General features: G+C 34.6%; 18 protein-coding genes. 7 read left to right on the top strand and 11 right to left on the bottom strand.

Going from position 1 to position 18,427, the window contains the following annotated elements; genetic code table 11:
* The first annotated feature begins 3 nt into the window (after positions 1 to 3).
* A complete protein-coding gene (locus H7350_RS15510; protein WP_204346837.1) occupies positions 4 to 612 on the top strand; it encodes a zinc-ribbon domain-containing protein in 609 nt (202 codons plus the stop codon).
* Between the two features lie 41 nt (positions 613 to 653).
* Positions 654 to 1,109 (top strand): pantetheine-phosphate adenylyltransferase, encoded by a 456-nt coding sequence (coaD, locus tag H7350_RS15505; RefSeq protein WP_204346836.1) that lies wholly within the window; start codon positions 654 to 656, stop codon positions 1,107 to 1,109.
* On the opposite strand, the gene H7350_RS15500 is transcribed toward coaD, so the two are convergent.
* The 7 genes from H7350_RS15500 to alaS all read right to left on the bottom strand — a co-directional run bounded on the left by H7350_RS15500 (position 1,102) and on the right by alaS (position 10,436).
* Entirely contained in the window at positions 1,102 to 1,752 is a 651-nt protein-coding gene (locus tag H7350_RS15500; protein WP_204346835.1) for a response regulator, read from the bottom strand. The two genes, coaD and H7350_RS15500, sit on opposite strands and share 8 nt — an antisense overlap.
* 147 nt (positions 1,753 to 1,899) lie before the next feature.
* On the bottom strand, positions 1,900 to 2,100 hold the full coding sequence (locus H7350_RS15495) for a hypothetical protein (RefSeq protein ID WP_204346834.1): 201 nt from the start codon (positions 2,098 to 2,100) through the stop codon (positions 1,900 to 1,902).
* A gap of 41 nt (positions 2,101 to 2,141) precedes the next feature.
* Positions 2,142 to 4,091, bottom strand: a complete 1,950-nt coding sequence (locus H7350_RS15490; protein WP_204346833.1) for a tetratricopeptide repeat-containing sensor histidine kinase — start codon at positions 4,089 to 4,091, stop codon at positions 2,142 to 2,144.
* A gap of 206 nt (positions 4,092 to 4,297) precedes the next feature.
* A complete protein-coding gene (locus H7350_RS15485) occupies positions 4,298 to 6,208 on the bottom strand; it encodes an outer membrane protein assembly factor BamB family protein (protein WP_235989371.1) in 1,911 nt (636 codons plus the stop codon).
* A gap of 10 nt (positions 6,209 to 6,218) precedes the next feature.
* The gene (locus H7350_RS15480; RefSeq protein ID WP_204346832.1) at positions 6,219 to 6,755 is read right to left on the bottom strand and encodes a DUF6252 domain-containing protein; all 537 of its coding nucleotides are present in this window, start codon (positions 6,753 to 6,755) and stop codon (positions 6,219 to 6,221) included.
* 81 nt (positions 6,756 to 6,836) lie between these two features.
* Positions 6,837 to 7,787 carry a GSCFA domain-containing protein gene (locus tag H7350_RS15475; protein WP_204346831.1) on the bottom strand — a complete coding sequence of 317 codons (951 nt, stop codon included), beginning with the start codon at positions 7,785 to 7,787 and terminating at the stop codon, positions 6,837 to 6,839.
* A gap of 33 nt (positions 7,788 to 7,820) precedes the next feature.
* On the bottom strand, positions 7,821 to 10,436 hold the full coding sequence (gene alaS, locus H7350_RS15470; protein WP_204346830.1) for an alanine--tRNA ligase: 2,616 nt from the start codon (positions 10,434 to 10,436) through the stop codon (positions 7,821 to 7,823).
* Positions 10,437 to 10,540: 104 nt separating this feature from the next.
* Between alaS and H7350_RS15465 the strand changes: the two genes are divergently transcribed.
* Genes H7350_RS15465 through H7350_RS15445 form a run of 5 tightly spaced genes read left to right on the top strand, consistent with a single transcriptional unit; the run spans position 10,541 to position 13,782 of the window.
* Positions 10,541 to 11,512: a M23 family metallopeptidase gene (locus tag H7350_RS15465; RefSeq protein ID WP_204346829.1), complete on the top strand. Its 972-nt coding sequence runs from the start codon at positions 10,541 to 10,543 to the stop codon at positions 11,510 to 11,512.
* 4 nt (positions 11,513 to 11,516) lie between these two features.
* Complete coding sequence (locus tag H7350_RS15460) at positions 11,517 to 11,846, top strand: MerR family transcriptional regulator (RefSeq protein WP_204346828.1); 330 nt, start codon at positions 11,517 to 11,519, stop codon at positions 11,844 to 11,846.
* A gap of 53 nt (positions 11,847 to 11,899) precedes the next feature.
* Positions 11,900 to 12,511 carry a LemA family protein gene (locus tag H7350_RS15455; protein ID WP_204346827.1) on the top strand — a complete coding sequence of 204 codons (612 nt, stop codon included), beginning with the start codon at positions 11,900 to 11,902 and terminating at the stop codon, positions 12,509 to 12,511.
* Between the two features lie 2 nt (positions 12,512 to 12,513).
* Complete coding sequence (locus H7350_RS15450) at positions 12,514 to 12,951, top strand: TPM domain-containing protein (RefSeq protein ID WP_204346826.1); 438 nt, start codon at positions 12,514 to 12,516, stop codon at positions 12,949 to 12,951.
* Positions 12,952 to 13,782: a TPM domain-containing protein gene (locus H7350_RS15445; protein ID WP_204346825.1), complete on the top strand. Its 831-nt coding sequence runs from the start codon at positions 12,952 to 12,954 to the stop codon at positions 13,780 to 13,782.
* 15 nt (positions 13,783 to 13,797) lie between these two features.
* Here the strand turns inward: H7350_RS15445 and H7350_RS15440 are convergent, their stop codons facing one another.
* From H7350_RS15440 to der, 4 genes are all read right to left on the bottom strand, one after another.
* Positions 13,798 to 13,998: a helix-turn-helix transcriptional regulator gene (locus H7350_RS15440; protein WP_204346824.1), complete on the bottom strand. Its 201-nt coding sequence runs from the start codon at positions 13,996 to 13,998 to the stop codon at positions 13,798 to 13,800.
* A 2-nt stretch (positions 13,999 to 14,000) separates the two neighbouring features.
* Positions 14,001 to 14,474 (bottom strand): hypothetical protein, encoded by a 474-nt coding sequence (locus H7350_RS15435; protein WP_204346823.1) that lies wholly within the window; start codon positions 14,472 to 14,474, stop codon positions 14,001 to 14,003.
* A 125-nt stretch (positions 14,475 to 14,599) separates the two neighbouring features.
* Complete coding sequence (locus H7350_RS15430; RefSeq protein ID WP_204346822.1) at positions 14,600 to 17,014, bottom strand: T9SS type B sorting domain-containing protein; 2,415 nt, start codon at positions 17,012 to 17,014, stop codon at positions 14,600 to 14,602.
* A gap of 7 nt (positions 17,015 to 17,021) precedes the next feature.
* Positions 17,022 to 18,329, bottom strand: a complete 1,308-nt coding sequence (gene der, locus H7350_RS15425) for a ribosome biogenesis GTPase Der (RefSeq protein WP_204346821.1) — start codon at positions 18,327 to 18,329, stop codon at positions 17,022 to 17,024.
* Positions 18,330 to 18,427: the final 98 nt, after the last annotated feature.

Genomic DNA, 18,427 nt, shown 5'->3' with positions numbered 1-18,427 from the left:
GCTATGATTATTTGGGGAACTCGAAAAAAAATCATCAAAAAAGGGAGGTTGCACCATGTACCTTGTCCTGACTGTGACAGCAAAACAACCATGCATTATGAAGTTTTTGGTAGGTTTGTTGATGTCTTTTGGATTCCGACATTCCCCATAGGTAGACAAAAGTTTTTAGAATGTGATACCTGTGGTGCGATGTTTCGTTTAAAAGAACTACCGAAACGCGTTAAAGACACGTTTAAAACTGAAGCCTCTGCTCCATATCCGATTTGGTTTTTTAGCGGACTGCTCCTCGCAATATTAATGATTTCTTTCTTGACTTACGCTGTAATTAAAGATGATCAAAATGATCAATTATATATTAACAATCCAATGGTTGGTGATGTTTATACCATACAATTTAAAACAAAAACCAATTATACAACTATGAAAATTACTGATGTATCAGTTGATAGTTTACAGGTCATCTACAATCTCGAAAGCAGCTCTAAACGATCTAAAATTTACACTATAGATAAGCCTGAGAACTATGCAGAGTTCTTAAGAGATAAGTATTCAAAAAAAGACATTCAAGAGTTATATTCAGAAAAATTTATTCTCGAAGTTGATCGACGATGATATCGACTAACGATTATAAAACATAATTGTATCTTTATAGTATGAAACGAGCTATATTTCCCGGATCATTTGATCCAATTACTCTAGGTCATTACGATATTATTAAGCGTAGTGTAAAGCTTTTTGATGAAGTGATTGTTGCCATTGGTATCAATGCCGAAAAAAAGTACATGTTCTCTCTAAAAGAACGTCAAGAATTTATTGAAAATGCCTTTAAAGACGAGCCTAAGGTTTCGGTTGTAACTTACAAAGGTTTAACAGTAGATTTTTGCCAGAAAAATAATGTTGAATTTATTTTAAGAGGTTTACGTAATCCGGCAGATTTTGAATTTGAAAAAGCTATTGCCCATACCAACAGGGATCTCGCTCCTATTGAAACTGTATTTTTATTAACCGCAGCGAGTACGTCGTATATTTCATCTTCAATTGTAAGAGATGTTATTAGAAACAATGGCGATTATACCAAATTAGTACCTAATAGTGTAAGAATTAAATAAGGTTGTTCTTCTTAGCCTTTTGTACGGCTTCTAGTTTATTATGCACCTGAAGTTTTCGGTATATATTTTCAATATGTTTTCTGACCGTACCTTTTGACAAAATCAAATTATCTGCAATTTGTATGTAATTAAGTCCTTTACTAAGATGCTCTAAAACTTCAGTTTCACGGTTTGATAATCTGATGTCTTCTTTATCTTTTTCGTTTTCAATGCTCAAAGGGTTACGCAACAGTTTGAGTGTTTTTAACGCAATGGAAGGATTCATAGCAGCTCCGCCATTTAAGGTTTCAATGATACCATCATGAAGGTTTTGAGCATTAATTTCTTTAAGTAAATATCCATCAGCTCCTGCTTTAATAGCGTTAAAAATATGCTCATCATTATCAAAGGTAGTAAGCATTATAATTTTTATATGCGGATATTTCTTCTTTACAATTTCGGTAGTTTCAATCCCATTTAAAACAGGCATTTCTATATCCATCAAAATCAAATCAAGATTATGATTATCTTCTAATTTAGTAAGACATTCAGAACCATTTATGGCCATAAATTTCACACTGAAATCATCAAAAAAAGACAGTTTTTCCTTCACAGTATTTATCAGGAATGTATTATCATCTACTATGGCAATTTTGACAGTCATATCTATTCTATTTGAGCTTAAAAGTTACGATTTTATGCGTATAGTATTGCTACGGCATTTGCCGTATTTTACCACTATTGATGGTAAAGAAAAAAACCTAAATCGACATATAATGATTTAGGTTTTCCTGAACTTTTAAGCAAGGTCTTATCGTGCTAGTGTCGCTCCTTCTTTAGCTTTAAAAGTAATTCTTCCGCTGCGACCTTCAGTCGATTCGGTAGTCGTTTCAGAAGTACGAGTTTCGGTAACTTCATAATCATTGATATCGGTCGAATACGTTTCAGGCGATCCAGTTAAAGTGGCAAGGAATAAGGCAAATGCAGCGATGATTTCTGGTGTATATAACATAGTTTCAAAATTTTATTATCTCTAAAGTTACATTAAAATATTTAAATGTGGTTTTTTAACTTTAGTAGTAAAACGGTACCATTATCATCAGACAGTAATGTTAGAAGTCCTCCAATATCCTGTGCGCGTTTTTTCATATTATTAATGCCATTTCCAAGAGTCGCATTTTTAACATCGAAACCTTTTCCGTCATCTGAAACTTTAAAAACAAAATCGTCTTGTTCTACTGAAAAATCAACTGTAATGTTTTTGGCATCTGCGTATTTTAATGCATTATTAATACCTTCCTGAATAATGCGATACATGTTCATACCTTCAACTGATGTAAAGGTCACCTGTTCCATCTTAGACGTTGAAGAATTAAACTTAAATTGAACACCATCTGAAGCTGTATCGGCTTTCTCTATAAAATTAGATATACGGGATTGTAAATCTTCTAATGAAATCTCATTCTTATTCATTGCCCAAATGGTATCTCTTAACTCATAAATAGTAGTACTAGCAAACTGACTGATGGTTTCAAGCTTTTTGGTGAGTTTTTCATCTTTAATATCAAAACCGTATTTTAAATTATCGATTGATGAAATGATGAACGTCAGTTGAGCTCCAATATTATCATGCAAATCGCGACTAATTCTAAGACGTTGCTCTTGCAAACGATTTTGGGTTTCAATTTTAATCAATGCGTCTTTGAGTTCATTCTCTTTTTGTAGCTGTTTATTTTTAAGTTTTTGCTGGTTGTAAAATAAGAAGCCAATAAGCCCTAATATTAATGCCAATGCTATTAAACCATAAATTTGGTAATCACGCTGCTGAATGGTAAGTTTGTTTTCAGCTAATTCAGCACGCTGCACTAATATTTCACGTTCTTTCTTTTCGGTTTCATATTTGATTTCCAAATCTGCAATGGCTACTGCATTTGTTTCAGAAAAAATAGAATCTTTAAGTGTGATAAACTCTTGACGTTTTGCCCTTGCTTTTTTAAAGTCATTAAGCATATAGTAACTTTCGGCAGTGGTTAAATTCAAATCGGCAGATATCAATTCAATCTCAGGATATTTTTTGACCAATTCGAAACCTTTTTCTGCATAACGCAAAGCCGTTTTTGGCTGATTTAATTCATTATAAAGTGCAGCAATATTGTTTAGAGTAGTTAGCTGAGATTTTTGTTCAGACTCATAGCCTTCGGGTTTATCCAAAGCTTTTAAATACGTTTGCAGAGCCAGATCAAGGTCTCCATTAACATTATATGCATTTGCGAGATTATCTAATAATTTATAATAATCGATTAAGTTATTTTTGCGCTTAGCAAGTGCTATCCCTTTTTTATAAGTTATGATGGCTTCATCAACGCGACCTAAATCTTTTAAGTTTATACCAATATTATTTAAGGATGCTATTTGTTCATTCTCTAAATTATACTTTTCACGAACACTTAAAGCCTTTTTGTGATAACTCAATGCCTTTTCACTTAAATTCATTTCCTGGTAAATGAGACCAATATTGTTTAGTGATGAAGCAGTAGATCTTTCATCATCAATAGCTTCATTCATTTTTAATGATTGAAAAAAATAGTCCAAAGCTTTATCATAATTGGCTCTATTCCAATTGTACATTCCCAAATTATTGATACACATAGATTCTATGATTTGAAAATCATGTGTTCGGCTCATATCTAAAGCCTTTTCAAAGTAATACCCAGCAGAATCTGACTTTCCGGTAATGTCCATATAAATGCCATGGGTATTGGTGAGTTCTGTTAGACCAAAATGAAATTGTGCTTCATTGGCTAGTACCTTACCTTCTTTAATAACCTTTAAGGCCTTATTGGTATCATTAAAGATATAGCTGAATGCTATTTTATTAAACATTCTAATTTTAACAGAGTCATTTTTGGTTTGTCTTGCAACGGTAAGTAAACTATCGAGATTTTGTGAATAGCCAGAGCTACAAATTAAAATGAAGAGAAAAAAGCACTGACTTTTTTTCATTTTTGGGTATAAAAAAAGCATCAGATTTGTAAGGCCTTTTGGGACAACAAAATGAACTGACGCTCTTTTATAAAAATTGATTAATAGCATAGCTAATATATATACTTAATGAGGTTAGTTCAAGATTTTTCGATAAGAGGCAATTAAAAAAGATTAAGCGTAATCTAATAAAAAATCACGCCTAATCATAATCTCAACAACAAGATTTAATTATTAAGATTGTATGCATAAATGGTTTTGTCGTTTGCTTTATAGTATAAATACCCTCCAAATTCATCGACTTGATATTCTGGTTTTTTATCTTTTAAAACAATCTCCTTTTCGACCTCTCCTGTATCTTTACTTACCTTGACCAGTCCTACACCATCCTCTAATTTTGTCAATATAAATTGTGAATTTTCAGTTGCAGAAGTAGCCTTAAAACGCGTTGACAAATAATCAAATGATGCACCTGCAATTCCTGCAAACATATCGGCAGCTCTTTTCGCTTCTTTTCCGTAGTCGTTATAACTACCTAAATCATTTACACTTCCATAAGCACTTCTATTAGCTCCTGCTCTGGCACTCATAGAGACCGTCATTGCTGTAGAAGCCACAGCTGTTATACCTCCTACTATTTTACCGAAAGTACTTCTGCCTGGAGATTTATAATAGGTGTGGTAATTTTCGTTTCCGTCATAACTTAATGCGGTCATATTCTGACTAGAAGATAAAAATATACTGCCATTTCTAATTTCCATGTGGTTAGGATCTTCTTTTTCTTCAAAATCGCACTTTGCTAAATCATTTACTTCACCACTATTGGCATCAACTGCCATTATTTTACCGTCTGCAGCAATTAAATACCTATTGTTTTCTTTATCAAAAGTTGAAGCAACTGATGTTGCACTCTTATATTTTAATGGTTTTCCCCAAACTTCTTCTCCAGTTTCTAAATTTACAATATTAGCATCTTCGCCTGTAATATATATTAAACCTTGAGGGGAATGTGCCATCACCATAATATTTTCGCCTGTTTTAAGGGGCTTTTTAAAGAGGGTTTTCCCATCAAATGAAATCTTGTTTATACCACCTTCATAAATTCCAAAGAGAATACCATCGTCCATGATATAAAAATGTTGTACATAGCCTTTGGTTTTAGGTGCCTTATCCCATAAATCTTCACCAGTAGCCGCACTGAACATGGTTATTTTTGACTCTGATCTTGCAGCAAATGCACCACTTGATCCTGCAACGTCACTCACAACGGCTAAGCCCTGTGGCAAAATTTCAAAGTTTGAAACTATCCCTTTAACTTTTCTATCATCTTGCCATAACTCATCTCCATTGCTTCCAATTTTATGTATTCTAGTATTTTTCCCATTAGCAGTGGTTTCAAAACCATAAATTTCTTTTTCAGTTTTATCAGCAACCATCCAATTAATCCCCTTGATTTTAGTTTGCCATAAATCATCGCCTGAATGGGATTTTGCAATCAAACCTTGTGCTGTTGGTATGATTAAAAAGTCTTTTAATAGCAAAGGTGTACCTGTGACGCTAAAATCTTTAGCAATTCCAACTCTACCAGGCTTATCTAAAAAAAAGCTATAGTCTAATTTTGATGTGTTTAAATCGTAAACAGCAACCTTAGGTGTCATTTTTTCAAATTTATCACCTTCTTTTTGAATACCACTGACTACAAGTTTATTTTGTGGTAATATAACATTGCAAGTGTATATTTGGTTCCAGTTATCATTTTCGGAATTGAAAATAACTTTACCCTGAATGTAATCTATAACTGCTCGCTTGGTCTTAGTTAGTCCAGCAAATTTAGACCCTGCTCCTTGTGACACTACAATGTATGGTGAATTTGGAACAAAATCTGTTTCTTCTGGTTTTAACTTTCCGAAATTAGTGAATGTAAAAACAGGCTGGCTTTCGGTAGGTTTAATACCTATTAAACCATCGTTAGTTGCGACAACTAAAACACCGCCTACAGTTAGTGTCATTTCGTTAATCTTAGCTCCTAAATCATAATTTTGATCAGGTGTTTCCGCTTTTTGAGCGTTTAGTGAAGTCACACTCCATACGAGTGCAACCGTCACTAAATACTTCAATTGAATTAATAGCATTTTCATAATCAAACAGTTATTGTACCTGCTTGTTAAGGTTAAAAGAACCGTCTGTTACTGTTTTTACAGACTGGTCACCGTTAAGGTTTTTACATGTAAATTGGAAAGTTCCAATTACTTTAGTATCAGTTTCTTCAGATACCTTTAAAAAACCAACGGCACTGTTATCATAAGGTGCTTGCCAAATTTCTGTTGTTGAGTTTTGCGGATTGTTTAAATCTACATCTGTTTCGGTATAAGATGCTACATTAACATTTGAAATCACAGAACCATCTAAATCATAAGTTCCTACACCTTCATAACCAAAAATTGTAAATGCAAATGCTTTTCCATCGCTATTTGTTGCAATAATAATCAGGTTTTGACCTCCATTGGCAACTGTTGCAGACGATGATATTTCTAAAGACTGGTAAGATGTACCATCAACTTTAGCAACTAATACTCCAGAACCAGCAGAACCAGCTCCTCCTCCATCGTCATCACTTGAACATGACGTTAAACTTAGTAATGATCCTACCATTACAAATAACATAAATTGTTTAAAATTTCTCATTGTTGATTAATTTTGTGGGTTTATAATGAGACAAATTTGCGTTAAAACAAAAGGCAAGACAATACGACAAATGACGTATTTTTAAAATACGATATGCGGAAACCTTGATTTTACAAGGGTTTCTTTAGCTTTTAGCTGTTGAAGAAATGCAGTATGAGCATCAGATTCTGGATTAAACGGTTGGTGAGCCATTCCTTTTTGAATTGCATCAACATCGTTCATTGTTGCATGAGTATCTTCTGAAATCCAAACGTCTTGAAAATACTTCCAAATATAATTTATAGCTATATTATTAGGATGCAGCATATCATCCTTATAAAAACGATAATCACGTAATTCGTCCATCATAATTTCATAAGAAGGAAAATAATACTGATGCTGTCGCGGTTCTATTATTTGATGTACCGCAGCAATTAAATGCGACTTACTTAGGGTGTTTTCTACAAAGCCATCCTTAATATGTCGTACAGGTGATATTGTAAAAATGAAACTCACTTCAGGGTTAACACTTTTAATCAAACTCATAGTTGCATTGAGAGATTCTGAAATTTGATTTACGGAAAGTAATTCTTTTAAAAATCGTTTTTGCGGCACCTTATGACAATTAGCCACAAATGAATCTGTTTCAATAAAACGATAAGCCCAGGCTGTTCCCAAAGTTAAGATAACATGAGTTGCTGAGTTTAGAAATTGATACTTTTCAATGCAACGTGTGTTAAGCTCGTCAAGTAGTTGATCTTTAGATGTACGGCTCAACTTAGAGTGTGCCTCATAACAATGCCACTGCTCATTATGAAAAAACACATCACTATCCGTATAGATTTTTTTGTTTATAGCATTGGTAACGACGGTTTCTATAGCCAAGGGATGAAATAAAATTCCGAAAGGATTTTGAAGCTTTTGAAACTTAAAGTACTCAAACCGTTCGCCTATATGTTCTGAAAAACAAGACCCTATCAACATTACTTTCGAGTTGTAATCTATACGATTAAACTGTTGTGGTTGTAGAGGTATTTTGGTTTGAAGATTCATTATTTAGTTCTGCTTTCTATACAGAATGATCAATTATTTTATATAGTCTATAGCTGCATTCAAAGCCTCATCAATACCATTTGGATGCTTCCCTCCTGCAGTTGCAAAAAATGGTTGTCCGCCACCACCTCCTTGGATGTATTTTCCGAGTTCTCTAACAATCGTTCCTGCATTTAAGTCTTTGCTTGCTACTAATTCTTTAGAGATATAGCATGATAAAATTGCTTTCCCATTATGTTCAGCCCCAAATAATAAAAATAAATCATCAAACTGACTTCCTAATTCAAAACATACATCTTTAATTCCAGCAGCATCTAAATCGAGTTTTTTAGCCAAGAATTTTACACCATTCACTTCTGATAATTCACTTTTAAGATCTCCTTTAATAGACTTAGCTTTTTCTTTTAGTAAGGTATCTATTTGCTTTTTAAGGCTCGTATTTTCATCCTGCAAACTCTGTAAAGCTTTTACAGGTTCTTTCGCATTATTGAGAAGGTCTTTCATTTCAAAATACGCGCGATTGTTTTCAAAGTAAAAATCTTTAACAGCATCACTGGTAATCGCTTCTATTCGTCTGATTCCTGCTGCCACTGCACTTTCTGATACAATTTTAAAATGCCAAATATCGCCTGTGTTTTTAACGTGCGTTCCACCACATAATTCAATAGATTGCCCAAAACGAACGGTTCTTACAGTGTCGCCGTATTTCTCTCCAAATAACGCCATTGCTCCTTCATCAATAGCCTTTTGCATAGGAATGTTTCGTTGTTCTTTAAGTGGAAGCTTTCCTTCGATACGTCTGTTGACAAAACTTTCAACATCTCGCAATTCTTCAACAGTTAATTTAGAAAAATGTGAAAAATCAAAACGCAAATACTTTGAATGCACAGCCGATCCTTTTTGTTCTACATGCGTTCCTAGAACTTCACGAAGGGCTTGATGTAATAAGTGAGTTGCCGTATGATTACATTCGGTTCTATAGCGTTGTTTTGTATCTACTGATGCTTTTAAAGTGTCATTGATATGCTTCGGTAAGTTTTTTGCAAAATGAATGACGACATTATTCTCCCTTTTGGTATCAATAATATAAACGACATCACCATGAGCATCTTCTAAATACCCTTTATCACCTACTTGTCCGCCACCTTCAGCATAAAATGGTGTTATATTAAATACCAGTTGATATTGTTCACCGTCTTTTTTTGAAGTCACCTTTCTGTATTTAGTGATTTTCACTTGAGCTTCTAAAGTATCATAACCAATAAATTCTTGCTCTTCATCATCGATAAGAACAGTCCAGTCGTCTGATTTTAATTGTGATGCTTTTTTACCACGTTCTTGCTGTTCTTTGAGTTTTTTATTGAATTGGTCATGATTATAGGTAAAGCCATTTTCCCGAAGAATCAAATCGGTTAAATCCTCAGGGAATCCATAGGTATCTTTAAGTTCGAATACTTTATTTCCTGAAATCTCTTTAGAATTCGAATGAGTTATAATGCGGTCAAGTAGTAATAAACCTTGATCTAAAGTTCTTAAAAACGAATTTTCTTCTTCTTTAATCACATTTTCAATTAGCTGACGCTGCTCTTTTAATTCAGGAAACGCTTTTCCCATTTTATTTACGAGTACATCAACTAACCTGTAGATAAAGGGTTCTTTTTTGTCTAAAAATGTAAATCCGTAACGTACAGCACGACGTAAAATTCTTCGTATCACATAACCTGCTCCAGTATTGCTTGGCAATTGTCCATCGGCTATTGAAAACGCCACAGCTCGAACATGATCTGAAATCACACGAATAGCGACATCAACCTTTTCATTTTTACCATAATCTTTATCTGTTATGGTTTCTATTTCACGAATAATAGGTGTAAATACATCGGTATCATAATTAGACTGAACACCTTGCAATACCATACATAATCGTTCAAAGCCCATTCCTGTATCAATGTGCTTGTCGGGCAGATTTTCTAGTGAACCATTAGCTTTACGGTTGTATTGCATAAATACCAGGTTCCATATTTCTACCACTTGAGGATGGTCCATATTCACTAATGTTTTTCCGTCAACTTTAGCTTTTTCTTCCGCCGAACGAATATCCACATGAATTTCACTACAAGGTCCGCAAGGTCCTTGATCTCCCATTTCCCAGAAATTATCCTTTTTATTTCCCATCAGGATACGATCTTCAGGAATTAATGCCTTCCAGAAATCATAAGCTTCCTGGTCCATCGGTAGCTTATCATCGTCATTGCTACCTTCAAAAACAGTCACATATAAAATATCTTTATCGATTTCAAATTTTTCGGTCAGTAACTCCCAAGCCCAAGCAATCGCTTCTTTCTTAAAGTAATCACCAAAACTCCAGTTACCTAACATTTCAAAAAGCGTATGATGATAAGTATCATAACCTACTTCTTCCAAATCATTGTGTTTACCAGAAACTCGAAGGCATTTTTGAGTATCTGCAAGACGGTTATTTTTTGGCTGCGCATTTCCGAGGAAAAACTCTTTAAAAGGTGCCATACCAGAATTAACAAACATTAATGTTGGATCATCTTTTAAAACCATTGGTGCTGAGGGCACAATGCTGTGTTTTTTTTCTTCAAAGAAGTTTAAAAAGGTATTTCGGATGTCTTGAGACTTCATGCGCTAGTTTTAAAACCTGTTTCTATTAAATTCGATAAATAAGAAACAATTTATATATTTGTGTTACGTTCTATTATTCTTGCAAAAATAGAATTTTTTAAGATATGTCTAAAGTAAAATATTATTACGATCCTGAAACACTTTCTTATCGCAAAATAGAGCGAAAGAAAAGGAAGACTATTACCTACGGATTTATATTTTTACTGGCCGCTGCACTCTTCGGATTTCTTTTTGTTTTTATTGCGAGTCAGTTTGTAGAATCGCCTCGTGAGCGTGCTCTAAAACGAGAGCTCTCTAATCTCGAATTGCAATATCAGCTTCTTAATAAACGTGTTGACAATGCATTTGCTGCGTTAGAAAGCGTAGAAGAACGTGATAACTCTATTTACCGATTATATTTTGAAGCTAACCCGATTCCTGAAGAGCAACGTCGAGCTGGTTTTGGTGGCGTAAACCGCTATAAAAAATATGAAGGTTATGACAATTCTAAGTTAATCATCGAGAGTAACAAACGTATTGACCAGCTTCAAAAAGCTATTGTTGTACAATCGCGATCTTTAGATGAAATTGCTGTTTTAGCTGAAGATAAAGAGAAGTTTTTATCTTCTATTCCTGCAATCCAACCTGTTCGAAATAAAGATTTAAAGCACATGGCTTCTGGCTATGGTTATAGAACCGACCCTTTTACGAAGGTTAGAAAATTTCATTTTGGAATGGATTTCACCGCACCACGCGGCACACCAATTTATGCTTCAGGAGATGGTGTTGTTAAACGCGCTGATGCGAATTCATCTGGATATGGAAATCATATCAGAATTGACCATGGTTACGGTTACGTCTCTTTATATGCACATTTGTATAAGTATAATGTACGTGCCAATCAAAAGGTGAAACGCGGTGATTTAATTGGTTATGTTGGAAGCACTGGACGTTCTGAAGCTCCTCACCTACATTATGAAGTTTTTAAAGATGGTGAACGTATTAACCCGATAAATTTCTACTACGGAAATCTAACTGCGGAAGAATATGCTCGACTCTTAGAAAAAGCATCACTAGAAAATCAATCTTTAGACTAAGACTATGCATATCGATCTTCCAGAAAAACGTTACTATGGTATTGGCGAAGTTGCTAAAGCGTTTAATGTAAACACCTCATTAATTCGATTCTGGGAAAAAGAATTTGATGTTTTAAAACCTAAGAAGAATGCAAAGGGTAATCGGAAATTTACACCTGAAGACATCAAAAACCTTAAGTTTATTTATCACTTGGTCAAAGAACGTGGTTTTACACTAGAAGGGGCAAAAATTCACCTAAAAGAAGGAAAAAAGAAGTCACTGGATACTTTTGAAATCATCAACAAACTAGAAAGTGTCAAAGCACAACTCATTAAACTAAAATCACAGTTGTAACATAATCTAATTAATTTCAACTAACTAAAACACAACTTTAAAACTATATCATTATGAAAAAACTACTCGTTCCTATTATCATCATAGGTTTATTGGCTTTCGCATTATATTCTTGGGGAAAAGGATTTAATAACGAAGCGGTACAACTTAATGAAAATGTAAGTGAAGCCTGGGGAAATGTACAAACCTCATACCAACGTCGTAATGACCTCATCGGAAATTTAGTAAACACTGTAAAAGGTGCTGCCGATTTTGAAAAAAGCACATTAGAAGCTGTTGTAAAAGCAAGATCTGAAGCTACAAAACCTGAAATTAACATCAATAATGCTGAAGATTTAAGTCCGGAAAAGCTAGAGCAATTTAATAAGGCTCAAAGCGGATTAAGTAGTGCCTTATCTCGACTACTATTAGTTGTTGAGCGCTATCCCGATTTAAAAGCGAATCAAAACTTTTTAAAACTCCAAGACGAATTAACGAGTACTGAAAACACGATTCAAACGGCAAGAACGCGTTATAATGAAGCTATTAAACCTTATAATATTCATGTAAAAGAATTCCCTAATTCAATCCTGGCTGGCATTCTCGATTTTGACGCTAAACCTTATTTTGATGCTGAAGCTGGAGCTGAAAAACCTGTTGACGTAGAATTTGACTTTAGCAATTAAACATGTCAAAAGTTGAAGATTTTCTAACGGCTGCTGAGGAACAAGAGATTATTGAAGCCATTCGCATTGCGGAGAAAAGTACGTCTGGAGAAATACGAATTCATATAGAACACGGCTCTCATCTTGATGCTTTTGAACGCGCCATGGAGGTGTTTCATTTTCTAAAAATGGACAATACCAAACTTCAGAATGGTGTACTTATTTATGTGGCTGTAGACGCAAAAACCTTTGTGATTTATGGCGATAAAGGTATCAATGATGTTGTACCTAACGGATTTTGGGATAGTACTAAAGACATCATGCAATCTCATTTTAAAGCCAAGCGTTTTAAACAAGGTCTTATTGAAGGTGTTTTAAAAGCTGGAAAGCAATTAGAAAATCATTTCCCATGGATTCATAATGATATTAACGAATTACCAAATGAAATTTCAAAAGGATAAATGTTGAAATACAAACACATATTGTTATTAACACTGTTTAGCTTTATCAGCAGCTTTGTTATTGTTGTGCATGCTCAGTTTGACATTCCTCCTATTCCAGATGAACAAACCAGTGTTTATGATTACGCTAAGCTTTTAACAGATTTTGAAAAAACTAATTTAGAGCAAAAACTTATTCGGTATTCCGATACCACTTCAACACAAATTGTGGTTGCAATCATTAGAACTACTAAAGGTGAAAATATTGGTCTTTTAGCTCCTAAATGGGCTCATGAATGGGGTGTCGGACAAGCAAAAGAAGACAATGGTGTTTTTATTTTACTAGCAAGTGAAGATCGGAAAATATGGATTTCACCAGGTTATGGTGTCGAAGACCGACTTACTGCTGGAACAACAGGTGAAATTGTAAGAAATGTTATTATCCCAGAATTTAAACGCGGTGACTATTACCAAGGTTTAAACAAAGGTAGCGATGCTATATTTGAAGTGTTAACCGGAAAATACCAAGGTACTCGCCAGTCAAATAATTCGGGTAGTGATTTTCCTGTAGTGTTCTTCCTATTCATGTTTATCATGTTTATCATTTTTATCATTGCAATTACCAAAAACCGACGTGGTGGTGGAAAAAATGGTGGGCGTCGAACCAACGGCACCAGTATTTTAGATGCTATTATTTTAAGTAATATGGGACGAGGAAGCTATGGCGGAAGCAGTTCTGGTGGAGGCCTTTTTGGAGGCGGAAGTTCATCTGGAGGCAGCTTTGGTGGTGGTTTTGGTGGCGGCTTCGGAGGTGGTGGCTTTTCTGGAGGTGGTGCTGGTGGTAGCTGGTAATCGTTTGAAAGAACCCTATTCTCCATCTTCTAAAAAGAAAAGTTCTTCAACGGGAAGTTTAAATAACCTTGCGATTTTTATAGCTAATAGAGCCGAAGGCACGTACTTACCTTTCTCTATAGCATTAATAGATTGTCTGCTGACTCCAATTTTTTCAGCTAGATCACCTTGGGTCAAGTTATGTCTCGCTCTTTCAATTTTAATATTATTCTTCATAATTAAGCTCTTGACTTTAGAAAATTAAATCTTATGATAAAAAATAATAAAGGTGTAAAAATGTTATATACCAATACATCAAAAAATGCAAAATTATAAACAAAAATAATAGCTAACATCAATACTATATAATTGAAAATAATAGCCCAAACTAAAGAATCTTTACGTAATTTATATATAAACTCGTCTTCAACTTTCTCTTCAGAAAAACCAACCAACAGGCCACCAATAATAATAGACAATGCTGCTAACTCATCAATAATACTATTCTCAATAATCGAAAAGATTGTATTTGGCGAATCATTAAAACTATTATTTATTGTGGATTCTCCTCCAAATATTGATATAACTTTGACCTGAAAAATATTTGACTCATAATCTGAAAAAGCCAAAAACACACCTACCACTAACCCAATCATTAATAAAATCCATCCAGGTACTTTATACTTATTAGAAATTAAATAATTTGTCTTCATGATCTATTAAATTTTAAAATAACAACTCAAAAGTAAATAAAAATTTACAAAATGTAAAGTATAATTTACTTTTTGTAAAAAATAATAGCTAATTAATAGGAATTTAAATGATTATTATTTAATTTTTAACGCTTTAATGTAAAGTGATTTCTAAAGGTTCTTCCATCTTCTAAGGTTGCCGAAAACCAGTAGTCATTTGTAGGTAATGGTTGTCCTTTAAAGGTTCCATCCCAAGAATCAAAAGGCGAATTTATAGTGTAAAGCAATTTTCCGTAGCGGTCAAAAATAAAGACTTTACTATTAGGCTGAAACTGAGCCGATACTCCTTTAAGTTGCCATGTCTCATTTACACCATCTCCATTAGGAGTGAAATATTTAGGATATCCAATGACTGACACATCCTCTGAAGTAATGCCACAATCATTTTTAGTATCTCTTATATAAACCGTATAGATTCCAGCAGCAACATTATCGAATGTATTAGATGATTGATAGGGCCCTTCTATTCCTAAAATAGCATATTCATAGTCGCCTTCACCAGAAATCAATACTGTAATAGAATTATTTACTGAAACATCTTCGATAACAACATCTTCAATTGTAGCAATATTAGAAGGAAGGACTGTAATCGTTTTTGTTTTTGAGCAGCCTTCAACAAATGATACATCAACTGTATAAGTTCCTGTCTCGTTAATTTCAATATCAATAGTAGTCTCGCCTGTAGACCAATTATAGTAATAGTTATTTGGTGTATCACCCATCACACCACCACTTAATGTTATGGTTTCAGGAAATGAATTCAAGCAATACAATACCGTTTCTTCGGTTAAAATATTTGGATTAGGATTTACCTGTAAATGTACTTGTCCGATACCATAACATGAGGCTTCAATTTCAACTCTACTGTATATGGTATAATTGTAAGGCTCTGGATTGAAAAAGTTATTAGGCAATTCATTAACCTCTAATAAGGCATCATTATAAGTCTCGTAATAAGACACTTCAGAATTTAAAGGCAAATCGTCCAGAACCAATTCATCAGCAAGTGACAAATCCCAGATCACACGACCTGTTGGTTCTCTGGTATCACAAGATTCGAGTGTTACTGCAGGAACGGCTTCAGTATTGACTTGCAATGTAATCTCTGAACTATTAGTACACCCTGAACTCGTATCAGTAACCTTAGCATAAATGGTTTGCGGATTCGAACTATTACTATATGACGTCCCTTCTATTTCGATCGTTAAGGCCTCATCTTCAAAAAATTGCAGTTCTCTGTTCTGAGTGATGCCATTAGTAATATCTTCAAATGAGCTATCAAAATTAAATACCGTAAAACCATCTAGAATTTCGTCATCACATTGACTAATTGTAATATCTTCAGCATCTGGACTTGCCAGAAAGTTTGCTGTAAATGGAATTCGGTTTCCATCTGAACAACCATCAAATAGAGGCAAAACCCAAAATGTAGTCGTTTCAGTTAGTGCAACATCAAACACAAATCCAGAGTTTATCACATCTGTAGATGTTTGAGATTCAAACCATAATACTGTCGGCGTATTTGATGTAAGACTTAATGTCGATATCCCTTCACCACAAGCCACATCTGCCTCAAAAGAGAGCTTAGGTGTGGTAATAGTTGTACTTGCAGAAAGATTTAATACAGGATCATCAGGCATGCCTCCAAATTCTACCAAATAGCCTTTTGGATGATATGGGCTATCTGGATTAGTATCACCAGTATTTGCCAAATCATTCCAGGAACCTACAATACCAACTGAAGCATCAGTAATATGTGCATAATCTTCATTATTGATATTATTTGGCTCACCAGTATTCCAAAGTGAAAATTCGTTATTAACGGGAGCACCATCCCAGAACACAGTACTATTTTCGGGTCCGGTAACCCATTGCCAAACACCTTCGGTTTGCGCGTCACTGGCGCCAATCCATCCAACACCCGGACTTTGTTCTCCTGCAAATTGAGCTTCTTCAAAAGAGGTTAATGTAGCAAGGTAGCCTTGTAATCCGAAATAATCTTGAGTTTCAGCTGCAGCTCTAGCATTGGTCCATGTAATACCCTGACTAGGCACGTAAATATAATAGTGATTGGTAGAAGGCAGATAATTAGCATCTCCCAGATTTATTGAAAAAAACTTATCCTGAGTAAAGTTAGCTTCAACTGTACTATAAACCACATTACGTATGGCGTCTTCAAATTCGGTAAAAGAAGCAGGACCGTTGAGCGTTAATTTACCTTCAGCAATAATCCAGGTAGATGTAATATTGGGATAAGTTCCATTTAAAATTAGAACATCTTGACCAAAGGTATAGCCTTCAGAAATTTGAACATCTACTTTTGCTAAGGTAGTATCTCCTGGATCAGGATCTGTAATGCTAACATCAGTTACAATGCTCATTGGTGAGCTTCCACAAAACTCCTGATTACCTTCTGCTGAAATTGATGGAGGTGTTTGAGCATAGTTGTATTCAATACCAAAGAATACAAAAAGACACAAAAACACACACTTCAATTTCATAGACTGGTTATTTCTTCCTCATGTAAACACTTACAGGAACACCATTAAAATTAAAATGTTCTCGCAAGTTATTTTCTAAAAAGCGTTTATAAGGTTCTCTGACGTATTGCGGTAAGTTACAGAAAAATGCAAACTGAGGCTGAGGCGTTGGTAGTTGCATGATGTATTTAATCTTCACGAATTTACCTTTATACGCTGGTGGTGGATAGTTTTCAATAATTGGAAGTAAAACCTCATTAAGTTTACTCGTTTTTATTTTTTTGGTTCTATTTTGATAGACTTCAACAGCCGTTTCAATAGCTTTATAAATACGTTGTTTGTTGACTACGGAAATGAACACAATAGGCACATCGGTAAAAGGTTCGATTTCTTTTCTTATGACCTTTTCGAACTCTCTGGTTGACTTGGTATCTTTTTCAATTAAATCCCACTTATTAACCAGAATTACAATCCCTTTACGATTGCGTTCGGCGAGCCAAAATATGTTTTGTACCTGACCATCAAACCCTCTAGTGGCATCTAATACCAACAGACAAACATCACAATGCTCAATTGCTCTAACACTACGCATTACAGAATAAAACTCTAAATCTTCTTTTACTTTAGATTTACGTCTGATACCTGCGGTATCGACTAAGTTAAATTCAAATCCGAAACGGTTATACTTGGTATCTATGGAGTCTCTAGTTGTACCAGCTATGTCAGTAACAATGTAACGCTCTTCACCAATAAGTGCATTGATAAAAGACGATTTTCCTGCATTTGGACGGCCTACCACAGCAAACCTTGGTAATTCATCTTCTTCTAGGTCTTCTTCCACTTCAGGCAGCGCTTCTACAAGTGCATCCAGTAAGTCACCTGTTCCACTTCCATTAATACTGGCAATGGTGTAATATTCGCCTAGACCTAAAGAATAAAACTCTACGGCATCTTCGGCACGTTTGTTATTATCAACTTTATTTACAGCAAGAAAAACTGGTTTATCTACTTTCCGAAGTAATCGTGCTACATCTTCATCCATTCCTGTAACTCCGGTTTCGACATCTACCATAAATATAATAGCGTCGGCTTCATCGATAGCCAACTCTACTTGTTTATCAATTTCAGCTTCGAAAACATCATCACTTCCTTTAACATAACCTCCTGTATCGATTAGAGAAAACTCTCTTCCGTTCCAATCGCTCTTACCATAATGTCTGTCGCGCGTAACTCCACTAACAGCATCAACAATGGCTTCGCGACGTTGAATCAAGCGATTAAAAAACGTAGATTTTCCAACATTTGGTCTTCCTACAATAGCAACTATATTACTCATAATTCAAAATTTTATCTGCATTACATATCCTGTAAGCGGCTGCGAAGATACTAAATAAGTAAGCAGGTCGCATGAATTTAACGTTAAACCTTAAGAAT

The sequence above is a fragment of the Psychroserpens algicola genome, assembly GCF_014526325.1.
GTDB lineage: Bacteria > Bacteroidota > Bacteroidia > Flavobacteriales > Flavobacteriaceae > Psychroserpens > Psychroserpens algicola.
This window is presented reverse-complemented; position numbering and strand designations above follow the sequence as displayed.

Excerpts from the sequence above, each read along its gene's own strand:
- H7350_RS15510 (WP_204346837.1), top strand. The coding sequence starts at position 4 with ATGATTATTTGGGGAACTCGAAAAAAAATCATCAAAAAAGGGAGGTTG.
- coaD (WP_204346836.1), top strand. The coding sequence starts at position 654 with ATGAAACGAGCTATATTTCCCGGATCATTTGATCCAATTACTCTAGGT.
- H7350_RS15500 (WP_204346835.1), bottom strand. The coding sequence starts at position 1,752 with ATGACTGTCAAAATTGCCATAGTAGATGATAATACATTCCTGATAAAT.
- H7350_RS15495 (WP_204346834.1), bottom strand. The coding sequence starts at position 2,100 with ATGTTATATACACCAGAAATCATCGCTGCATTTGCCTTATTCCTTGCC.
- H7350_RS15490 (WP_204346833.1), bottom strand. The coding sequence starts at position 4,091 with ATGAAAAAAAGTCAGTGCTTTTTTCTCTTCATTTTAATTTGTAGCTCT.
- H7350_RS15485 (WP_235989371.1), bottom strand. The coding sequence starts at position 6,208 with ATGAAAATGCTATTAATTCAATTGAAGTATTTAGTGACGGTTGCACTC.
- H7350_RS15480 (WP_204346832.1), bottom strand. The coding sequence starts at position 6,755 with ATGAGAAATTTTAAACAATTTATGTTATTTGTAATGGTAGGATCATTA.
- H7350_RS15475 (WP_204346831.1), bottom strand. The coding sequence starts at position 7,787 with ATGAATCTTCAAACCAAAATACCTCTACAACCACAACAGTTTAATCGT.
- alaS (WP_204346830.1), bottom strand. The coding sequence starts at position 10,436 with ATGAAGTCTCAAGACATCCGAAATACCTTTTTAAACTTCTTTGAAGAA.
- H7350_RS15465 (WP_204346829.1), top strand. The coding sequence starts at position 10,541 with ATGTCTAAAGTAAAATATTATTACGATCCTGAAACACTTTCTTATCGC.
- H7350_RS15460 (WP_204346828.1), top strand. The coding sequence starts at position 11,517 with ATGCATATCGATCTTCCAGAAAAACGTTACTATGGTATTGGCGAAGTT.
- H7350_RS15455 (WP_204346827.1), top strand. The coding sequence starts at position 11,900 with ATGAAAAAACTACTCGTTCCTATTATCATCATAGGTTTATTGGCTTTC.
- H7350_RS15450 (WP_204346826.1), top strand. The coding sequence starts at position 12,514 with ATGTCAAAAGTTGAAGATTTTCTAACGGCTGCTGAGGAACAAGAGATT.
- H7350_RS15445 (WP_204346825.1), top strand. The coding sequence starts at position 12,952 with ATGTTGAAATACAAACACATATTGTTATTAACACTGTTTAGCTTTATC.
- H7350_RS15440 (WP_204346824.1), bottom strand. The coding sequence starts at position 13,998 with ATGAAGAATAATATTAAAATTGAAAGAGCGAGACATAACTTGACCCAA.
- H7350_RS15435 (WP_204346823.1), bottom strand. The coding sequence starts at position 14,474 with ATGAAGACAAATTATTTAATTTCTAATAAGTATAAAGTACCTGGATGG.
- H7350_RS15430 (WP_204346822.1), bottom strand. The coding sequence starts at position 17,014 with ATGAAATTGAAGTGTGTGTTTTTGTGTCTTTTTGTATTCTTTGGTATT.
- der (WP_204346821.1), bottom strand. The coding sequence starts at position 18,329 with ATGAGTAATATAGTTGCTATTGTAGGAAGACCAAATGTTGGAAAATCT.